Consider the following 8,697-nt stretch of genomic DNA (forward strand, 5'->3'; position numbering starts at 1 on the left):
CTCATGGGACGGGTCCTGTCCGCCGAACGGGAAGCCGGCGAGGGGCCCTCGGGTGTGGCCGAAGGTCGCCGGGATGTCCACGGTGTGGCAGGCGCCGAGGGCCCCGCCGAAGGCCGGGCTCCTCCACGTGAAGTCGTACAGCCACGCTCGTCCGCCCGCCGCGGCGTGCGCTTCGGCCAACCAGGTCGCGGGCATCCGGAACAACGCGTCCGAGAACACGGCGACGTACAGCTCGGGGTCGGTGAGGTCCGGGTGGGCGGCGCGGTAGTCGGCCGCGGCCCGGCGGCCGAGCCCCAACCCCTCGGTGACGGCGGCGAGGTCGAGGTCGCGGATCCTGGCCGAGGGCTCCGCCGGCCGGCGCGATGCCCGGTCGCGGAATCCCGCGCGTGCCGCCGACAGCATCATGGGCAGGGCCTTGACCATCGCACCGAATCTGATCTTGACGAGCCCGCGTCCCATGGCGAACAGGGTGAACTCGTCGTGCGTGTAGCCGGAGATCAGGTCGACGTCGCGTGCGCACCCCGAACGCAGGGCGAGCCACGGCTTGTCGACCACGGTGATGCCGTCGATGACGGGCGAGAACGCGGTGATGGCCTCGGGCGTCGTCCAGTCCGACGGATTCGCCCGCATCGCGGGCAAGGGCGCGTCCTGCACCGCCAGCAGCGCCTCGGGGGAGGCGGAAGCCAGACCGTCGAGGCCCACACCGGCCGCTTCCCCGATCATCACGGAGATCCGCCGGGCTTCCTCCTCGGGCAGGAACCGCCCGGCCATGCTCTGGACGATGGCCCGGCGGAACAGCCCGCGCGCCGCGGGCGCGGACAGCAGGGCGGCGACGGACGCGCCTCCGCCGGACTCGCCGAAGATCGTCACGTTGTCCGGGTCGCCGCCGAAGGCCGCGATGTTCTCCCTCACCCACACGAGTGCCGCGGCCTGGTCGAGGAAGCCCCGGTTGGCGGGCGCCCCCGGTACGTGGCCGAATCCCTCGAATCCGACGCGGTAGTTGAAGGTCACCATGACCACGCCGCCCCGGGCGAGCACCTCGCCGTCGTAGCTCGGATCGGCGGAGTAGCCCGTCTTCCAGCCACCGCCGTAGATCCACACCATCACCGGCAGCCGGTCGCCGGTGCCTCCCGGGGTCCACACGTTCACGCTGAGGCAGTCCATGCCGTCCTCCGGCCGCCACGCCGGGGGCATGCCGGGTATCAGCGGCAGCTGCGGTGGCGCGGCACCGAACGAGGTGGCCGGCCGGACACCCTCCCATGCCGGGACCGGGACCGGCGCCCGGAACCGTAGGGGTCCTTCCGGAGGGAGTGCGTAGGGGATGCCCTTGAAGACGGACAGCCCGTTCTCGGCCGTGCCTTCGATCGTGCCGGCCGAGGTCTGGACGACTGCACCCATGGGTGGCTCCTTTCAGGTCGAGATTCTGAGGACCGCGTCGAGCAGGCAGCGCCCGCCGAACATCAGGTCGCTGATCAGGGCGTGCTCATCAGGTCCGTGGATGAGCCGCATGACGTCCGCGTCGCTCGCGGAGGGAAAGAACCCGACGACCTTCGTTTCGGGGAAGGCGCGGGCGTCGGTGGCGGCCGGATTGATGTACGGCAGCAGCCGCGCACCCGGTTCGAGGGCCGCGACGGCATCGCCCAGGATCCGCAGGAGCTCCGGGTCGTCGTGGACGGCGTGGCTCACCCTGCCGTGCAACAGCTCCACCTCGACACGGTCTCCGACCGCCCTCCGGACCTCGGCAGCCCACCGATCGGGCAGCTCGCCGGGAAGGAGGCGTCCGTCCAGCACCGCGCTCGCCTCGACGGGCACCACGTTCTGCCGGTGGCCCGCGGACAGCAGAGTGGCGGTGGCGGTGTTGTGCAGCCCGGCGACGACGAACTCCCGCAGGACGGGATCGATGGGCAGACCGTTCGCCCGGTCCCGGCTCGGGTCCTCCAACAGCCGCCCGATGGCCTCCGCGCCCGCGCCCGGGTGCAGGTCCGCCAAGGTGGCGAGCATGCGGCGCGAGGCCGGATGGACCACGGTCCCGGGGGCGAACGCGCGGAGCCGGAGGAGGGCCTCGGCCAGTGTGAAGACCGCCGACTCCGAGCGCGGGACGGAGGCGTGGCCGCCGGGCCCGCGAGCGGTGACCCGCATCCGGGCGCTGCCCTTCTCGGCCACCTGGACGGTGTGGACGGGGCCGCCGGGAGTCACGAAGCGCTGCCCGCCGCCCTCGTTGAACGCGAACTCGGCCTCGACGAGGCTGCGGTGGTTCTCCCACAGCCAGTACGCCCCCAGCCGGCTGCCGGCCTCCTCGTCGGCGGTGACCACCAGCAGGACGTCCCGCTTCAGTCGGATCCGGTGCGCGGTGAGGAGCTGCACCACCAGCAGGCTCGCGGCGATCTGGCCCTTCATTTCGAGGGTTCCACGACCCCAGATGCGACCGTCGGCAACCTCGCCGGAGAAGGGCGGACGGCTCCACCCGTCGGGTTGGGCGCCGACCACGTCGGCGTGGCCCAGCAGCATGAGCGGCGGTTCCTGCCCCGTCCCGGGCAGCCGGGCGACGAGATTGGCCCGTCCGGGCCCGGACTCCAGAACCTCGTGGGCGATGCCGGAGCGGGACAGTTCACGGGAGAGATGGCGCGCGACGGCGATCTCGTCGCCCGGCGGGTTCGAGGTGTCCAGACGGACCAGCGCCGAAAGGTGGCCGACGAGGTGCCGCTCCTGGTCGGCCCAGGAGAAGGGCAGGGGCATCGGCCGGGGTGGGGTGGACATCTACGCTCCGCAGTTGAGCCGCGCGCCGGGGCATGATCTGTTACACGTGTAACTATTCCTGAAGGTCCTGTTTAGCATCGCCCTGCGCTCCGGTCCACCCCACCTGCTCGGCTCGGTGTGCATCGTGATCGTCCCGCTCCTCGGCACTCGTTCTCCCCGTGATCGCGGGCGGATTCGCCGTGCGCGGCCACCGGTTCCTGATCGAAGCGCGAGCGCGAGGCTGGGAATCGGCCTCCGTCGCGGGCCGGCAGCCCAGGGGTGGGCGGGATCCTTACTGAACTTTTCGTCAGTCTGGACGCGTCCTTGCGCGGCCAGAAGGTTCCGCGTGCACTGCGTCGCAGGTCACGGGGGTGAGGCCTGCGCGCCGACGCCGGTGCACTGAGGCCGCGCCCCGCCGCCTCCCGCCTCATCTGTAGGGAACATCCGACTTGAGCATTGACTGGAATTTCAGTCAGTCCCTACGGTGAGCCCAGCCTGATCGGCTCTGGAGGGGCAAGGCGGCTCAACGGCCGTACGGATGCCCGTACATGGGAGATTAAATGGGAACAATTCCCTCGGAGATAATGGGTTCGACACCTCCTGCGGGCATCGAGCTGCACTCGATCGACTGGGTGCCCCTCGAGGAACGGCACGGCAAACCCGCGAACGTCGGCGCCATCTGGTTCGTGGGCAGCCTCAACCTCACGGGGCTGGCGACCGGCGTCGTGACGCTCTCGATGGGGGCCTCGCTCCTCTGGACGGTGATCGCCACCGTCCTCGGGTCGCTCTTCGGCACGTTCTTCATGGCGTTCCACTCGGCCCAGGGGCCCCAGCTGGGGCTGCCCCAACTCGTGCAGTCACGACCGCAGTTCGGGTACCTGGGCGCCGCGTTCACCGTGTGGGTGTTCGCCTTGGTCAACTACGTGGCCTTCAATACGTCCGATGCCCTGCTGTCCGGCCAGGCCCTGAACACGCTCACCGGGATTCCCAACGGGCTCGGCTATGCGCTGGCCGCCGTGGTGGCCGCCGTGATCGCCCTCTTCGGATACGAATGGATCCACCGCCTGAACACATGGCTGACCTGGCCCTTCGTCGTGATCACCGCGGCGATCACCGGGGCGGCCCTGTTCGGCGGAGGGCTGCCGGACGGCGTCTGGGACGCCGGCCCGTTCGACCTCGCCCCGTTCATGCTCGTGTTCGTCTTCGTCGCGGGCTTCCAGCTGGGCTGGGCGCCGTACGTCTCGGACTACTCGCGCTACCTCAGGCCCGACGTCCCCGTGCGCAGCACCTTCTGGTGGACCTACCTGCCCAGTGCGCTCTCCGGGATCTGGGTGTTCGTCCTCGGTGCCGTGGTCTCGGCCGGAGCCCCCAAGGGCACCGACCCGGTGACCGCCCTGAAGCTGGCGGCGGACCGGCTGTTCAACGGGTTCGGCACGGTCGCAGTCGTCGTCCTGCTGGTCGGGCTGCTCTCCATCATGGCGATCAACCAGTACGGCGGCAGCCTCACCATGATCTCGATCGTGGACTCGTTCCGGCCGGTCAAGCCCACGCGGCTCATCCGCGTCGCGACGATCGGGATCATGATGGTGGCCGTCGGGACGGTCTCCATCCTCGTCGGCATCGATCAGTTCAACTGGTTCTTCGCCAACGTGGTCGTGGTGCTGACCTACCTGTTCGTCCCGTGGACGGCCATCAACCTGGTCGACTTCTTCTTCGTGCGGCGCGGCCTGTACGTGGTCAAGGAGATCTTCAACCCGCGCGGCATCTACGGCCGATGGGGATGGCGCGGGAACCTCGCCTACGCGATCGGGCTGGCCTGCATGGCGCCGTTCATGGTCATCACCGGCCTCTTCGTCGGGCCCGTGGCGGACAACCTCGGTGGCGTCGACTACTCGATCTTCGTCGGCCTGCCGGTGTCCGGAGTCCTGTACTGGCTCTTCGCGCGCAGCCTCGACCTCGCCACCGAACGCCGGATGGTCCGGGAGGAGGGGCTGCTGGAGCCACTCCACTGAGCACGCCGCGCCCACGCGTACGGAACCTCATGACCTGCACGTACGGAACCTCCATGAGTAGGAGCACCACGTGAAGACGACAGACGACGACGGTCGCAAGCCGGCCATCAGCCGCCGAACCCTCCTCGCCCGCACCGGAGCCGCCGCGGCGGCGCTGGCGGTGGGGCCGGTCCTCGGCGGCATCCAGCCGGCCGCGGCCGCGGGCTGGCGCGTACCCGGGGAAGAGACGACGCACAAGCGGACCTGGATGTCCTGGCCGTCCAGCTCCACGATCTGGGGCAGCGTGCTGTCCAAGATCCAGACCGACATAGCCAAGCTGGCCAAGGAGATAGCCAAGTACGAGCCGGTCATCATGTGCGCGGACGGCTCGTCCGCCGCCTCGCAGGCCCGGAGCATGTGCGGGTCCACCGTCCAGGTGATCAGCTCGGTTCCCGTCTCGGACTGCTGGATGCGGGACACCGGCCCGCTGTTCCGCGTCGACGGCGTCGGCGGCCTCGACGCCGTCGGCCTGAACTTCAACGCCTGGGGCGAGAACGCCACGAGCTTCTACGGCATCCCGGCCTCCGCCTACAACAAGGACCGGGCGGTCGCGCAGAACCTCGCCGCCTACGCGGGTGTCCCGTTCGCCAGGGCCTCCGTGGTCGGCGAAGGCGGCGGCGTGGAGTACGACGGCGACGGCACGCTGATGGCGACCGAGAGCTGTTGGGTCAACTCCAACCGGAACCCCGGCAAGACGAAGAGCCAGATCGAGGCGGAGCTGCTCTCCCGGTTCGGCGCCTCGAAGATGATCTGGCTGCCCGGTGTCACCGGGGAGGACGTCACCGACGGCCACATCGACGGCACCGCCCGCTACATCAAGCCCGGTGTGGTGATGGTGCAGTTGGCCGGCGCGGTGCGGCCGGACGTCTGGACGGCCAACGCCCAGGCCATCCGCGACGCGCTGGTGAACGCGACCGACGCCAGGGGACGCCGACTCCAGGTCCTCACCATCGAGGGTCCCGACACCCTGCCCCGGATCTCGCGGGGCAAGCAGGCCGCGTTCCTCAGCTCGTACATGAACTGGACGGTGACCAACCAAGCGGTGATCACCACCCAGTTCGGTGACACCGCCAAGGACGCGGCGGCCAGGACGGCCATCGCGGCCGCCTACGGCAGGCCCGTCGTACAGCTCAACCTCGACAACCTGTACGGCAACGGGGGCGGTGGCGCGCACTGCGTCACGATGCAGGAGCCCAACCGCTGAGCCACGGGCCCGGGTCTCGTTCCCCAGACCCGGGCCCGCTGCGCGCCGGCGTGGCGATCCCTCCGACCGGGAGGATCAGGTACCGCTCTCCGCCTTCGCGGCGTCGCCGACCGTCCCCTGCCGGACGATGACCACCGGGCACGCCGCGTACAGGGCGCACTGCTGGCTCACCGAGCCCAGCAGGAGACTGGCGAAGCCTCCCCGGCCCCTGCTTCCCACCACCAACAGTTCGGCGCCGACGGACGCCTTGGTCAGCACGTCGGCCGCGTTTCCCCGCACCACGTGCTGCACCAGGGGCACTTCACCGACTTGGGGGAGCACGGTACCGATCTCCTCGGTCAGGTCCTGCCTGGCCTGCTCCTCGTCGAACTCGGCGTCCACGGCCGGCGCGGACCACGCGTCCGCTCCGGGCACGTCATAGGCCGCCACGGCCTCCACCGTCGCCCCGATGAGCCGTCCGTGTCGCACCGCCCACCGCAGGGCCTCGTACGAAGCCGGGGAGCCATCGACACCCACGACCACACGGGGAACTTCGTCGCCGGCGCTCATGACCCGGTCCTTCCTCCTCGTCCGGCGGGCCCGAACCGTCCCTTCTCCTGCGCAATCGGGTCTCTCCCCGTGGGGCCCCTACCCGGGCACGACACGCCTACGCGCCGCGCCCCGCCGCCTTCGCGGCCGCCCTCGGCTGATTAAGGCGGCGAGGCGGGGTAGAAGCCGTCTGCGGTGCCGCCGCGGAGCAGATCGTTCCGCTGACGTCGACCGCGGGATCGAGGGACGTCATGCTCATCCTTGGACTCATCCTGCTGCTCATCGCCTACCTCACCGGCATCGGCATCCTGTGGACGATCGGAGTCGTCCTGCTCGTGGTGGGCGCGGTCCTGTGGATCGCGGGCGCGCTCGGGCACGCCGTCGGCGGGCGGCGACACTACTGGTGACGGCTTCGCCGCGGACCGCGGCGAAGGGGCAGCACCGTCATCCGAAGGGACAGCACCGTCATCCGCTGCCCCATCTCAGTCCGCCCCGTCGCCGTCCTGGTCCGGCTCCGGCGTGCCGTCCGTCAGCAGGCCGGTCCGCAGTTCCGCCATGATCCTGGCCAGCAGCCGGGAGACCTGCATCTGGGAGACGCCGAGCCGTTCGCCGATCTCGGCCTGGGTCAGCTCGTCCCCGAAGCGCAACGAGAGGATCAGCCGGTCGCGTTCGCCCAGATCGGCGAGGAGCGGCTTCAGGGATTCCAGGCATTCGATCCGGTCGTACGCGGTCTCCTCGACCCCCAGCGGATGCGGCGCGGGCCTGCCCTCCGGGTCGTCGCCGACGGGCCCGTCGAAGGACCCCGCGGTGTATCCGTTGGCGGCCCGGCGCCCCTCGGACAGCGCGTCGTCCTCGATGCCGAGGTGCTGCGCGAGCTCGTGATCGGTGGGCCGCCTGCCCAGCCGCTGCTCCAGGGCGTCGTGCCCCTTGGCGATGTCGAGCCGCAGTTCCTGGAGCCGCCTCGGAACCTTCACGGCCCATGAGGTGTCCCGGAAGAAGCGCTTCATCTCGCCGGTGATGGTGGGCAGGGCGAAGGTCGCGAACTCGACCCCGCGGTCGACGTCGTACCGGTTGATGGCCTTGATCAGGCCGATCGTGCCCACCTGGACGATGTCCTCCAGCGGCTCGCAGCGGTTGTGGAAGCGGCGGGCGGCGTACTTCACCAGGCTGAGGTTGAGCTCGACGAGCGTATTGCGTACGTACGAGTACTCGGCCGAGCCCTCGGTGAGCGAGTTCAGCCGCCGGAACAGCGCAACGGACAGGTGCCGGGCATCGGAGGTGCTGACTCCGAGCGGATCCTCGGGTATGTCGAGGCCGGCTGTGAGCTGCGCGGTATGGACGGGGTCCGCGGTGTCGCGGGAAAGGGGTGACATGGAAATCCTCCGACGGAGGGGTCCGGCGCCTGGCCGGCGCATCGGGACCGTCGTGGTCTTCGAGGGGGATATACCCGCTGGAGGGGGTCCGAACGCTCCGGCGGTGTGCATTGCCGTCGACGTGCGTCGAGAATCACGCGAAAAGCGGGACGTATTTGCAGAAATGGGGCATGCTGGGAGGTATGGGAGACGATACGGGTGCGAGGGCGTCCTGGACCTTCCTGACCAGCCACGCCCGGGTGCTTCTGGCTCTCGCCCGCGATCCCGGTGTCCGTCTGCGGGACGTCGCGGAGACGTGCGTCCTGACCGAGCGGACGGTCCAGTCGATCGTCGCCGACCTGGAGGCGGGCGGATACCTGACGCGGGTACGCGAAGGCCGCCGCAACCACTACCGGATCACAGCGGGTGCGACGTTCCGCCACCCCGCCGAGGAGGGGCGTGACATCGGCGGCCTCCTGGCCCTCTTCGCCGAGGACGCCGAAAGCGCGTCGGCGCACGTGTGAGGTTCGCGCGCGACGGTGCGCCCTTGGGCCGAGCCGGTCAGGCGAGGAAGGAACCGCTTCCAGTGAGCCGGAGGAGCCGCTCCACCGGGCGGCCGGCGGCGAGGACGTGCAGCCCCCCACCGGCCCGTTTCGCGGCGAGGCGAACGGCCAGGAGGGCGTTGAGGCCGGCGCAGTCACAGAACGTGACCCCCTGGAGGTCGAGCAGGAGGGTGCCGCGGTGGGAGGTGAGGGCGGCCAGAAGGGTGTCGCGCAGGACGCCGGCGTTGTGGAGGTCGATCTCCCCGCTCACGCGGACATGGACC

The 8,697-nt window shown here is 70.3% G+C and carries 9 protein-coding genes; 4 read left to right on the top strand and 5 right to left on the bottom strand.

Annotation, left to right across the window (positions count from 1 at the left end; translation table 11 throughout):
* The coding region (locus tag ACWGDE_RS32305) for a carboxylesterase/lipase family protein (protein WP_453392592.1) at positions 1-1,398 on the bottom strand (1,398 nt) is incomplete at its 3' end.
* A gap of 12 nt (positions 1,399-1,410) precedes the next feature.
* Positions 1,411-2,757, bottom strand: a complete 1,347-nt coding sequence (locus ACWGDE_RS32310; RefSeq protein ID WP_453392593.1) for a M20/M25/M40 family metallo-hydrolase — start codon at positions 2,755-2,757, stop codon at positions 1,411-1,413.
* A gap of 563 nt (positions 2,758-3,320) precedes the next feature.
* Here ACWGDE_RS32310 and ACWGDE_RS32315 point away from each other — a divergent pair.
* Entirely contained in the window at positions 3,321-4,748 is a 1,428-nt protein-coding gene (locus ACWGDE_RS32315) for a purine-cytosine permease family protein (RefSeq protein ID WP_453392594.1), read from the top strand.
* A gap of 70 nt (positions 4,749-4,818) precedes the next feature.
* Positions 4,819-5,991: an agmatine deiminase family protein gene (locus ACWGDE_RS32320; protein ID WP_453392595.1), complete on the top strand. Its 1,173-nt coding sequence runs from the start codon at positions 4,819-4,821 to the stop codon at positions 5,989-5,991.
* A gap of 75 nt (positions 5,992-6,066) precedes the next feature.
* On the opposite strand, the gene ACWGDE_RS32325 is transcribed toward ACWGDE_RS32320, so the two are convergent.
* Complete coding sequence (locus ACWGDE_RS32325; RefSeq protein WP_453392596.1) at positions 6,067-6,540, bottom strand: universal stress protein; 474 nt, start codon at positions 6,538-6,540, stop codon at positions 6,067-6,069.
* Between the two features lie 230 nt (positions 6,541-6,770).
* Here ACWGDE_RS32325 and ACWGDE_RS32330 point away from each other — a divergent pair, with 230 nt between their 5' ends.
* Positions 6,771-6,926, top strand: a complete 156-nt coding sequence (locus ACWGDE_RS32330; protein ID WP_453392597.1) for a DUF6131 family protein — start codon at positions 6,771-6,773, stop codon at positions 6,924-6,926.
* Positions 6,927-7,001: 75 nt separating this feature from the next.
* On the opposite strand, the gene ACWGDE_RS32335 is transcribed toward ACWGDE_RS32330, so the two are convergent.
* A complete protein-coding gene (locus tag ACWGDE_RS32335; protein WP_453392598.1) occupies positions 7,002-7,892 on the bottom strand; it encodes a SigB/SigF/SigG family RNA polymerase sigma factor in 891 nt (296 codons plus the stop codon).
* Positions 7,893-8,074: 182 nt separating this feature from the next.
* Here ACWGDE_RS32335 and ACWGDE_RS32340 point away from each other — a divergent pair, with 182 nt between their 5' ends.
* The gene (locus ACWGDE_RS32340) at positions 8,075-8,395 is read left to right on the top strand and encodes a helix-turn-helix transcriptional regulator (RefSeq protein WP_453392599.1); all 321 of its coding nucleotides are present in this window, start codon (positions 8,075-8,077) and stop codon (positions 8,393-8,395) included.
* A gap of 37 nt (positions 8,396-8,432) precedes the next feature.
* On the opposite strand, the gene ACWGDE_RS32345 is transcribed toward ACWGDE_RS32340, so the two are convergent.
* On the bottom strand, positions 8,433-8,697 hold a 265-nt coding region (locus tag ACWGDE_RS32345; protein WP_453392600.1), incomplete at its 5' end, for an STAS domain-containing protein.

The sequence above is a fragment of the Streptomyces sp. NPDC054956 genome (assembly GCF_053609185.1).

Bases quoted from the DNA above. Each gene is read 5' to 3' on its own strand.
- ACWGDE_RS32310 (WP_453392593.1), bottom strand. From the start codon at position 2,757: ATGTCCACCCCACCCCGGCCGATGCCCCTGCCCTTCTCCTGGGCCGAC.
- ACWGDE_RS32315 (WP_453392594.1), top strand. From the start codon at position 3,321: ATGGGTTCGACACCTCCTGCGGGCATCGAGCTGCACTCGATCGACTGG.
- ACWGDE_RS32335 (WP_453392598.1), bottom strand. From the start codon at position 7,892: ATGTCACCCCTTTCCCGCGACACCGCGGACCCCGTCCATACCGCGCAG.
- ACWGDE_RS32325 (WP_453392596.1), bottom strand. From the start codon at position 6,540: ATGAGCGCCGGCGACGAAGTTCCCCGTGTGGTCGTGGGTGTCGATGGC.
- ACWGDE_RS32330 (WP_453392597.1), top strand. From the start codon at position 6,771: ATGCTCATCCTTGGACTCATCCTGCTGCTCATCGCCTACCTCACCGGC.
- ACWGDE_RS32340 (WP_453392599.1), top strand. From the start codon at position 8,075: ATGGGAGACGATACGGGTGCGAGGGCGTCCTGGACCTTCCTGACCAGC.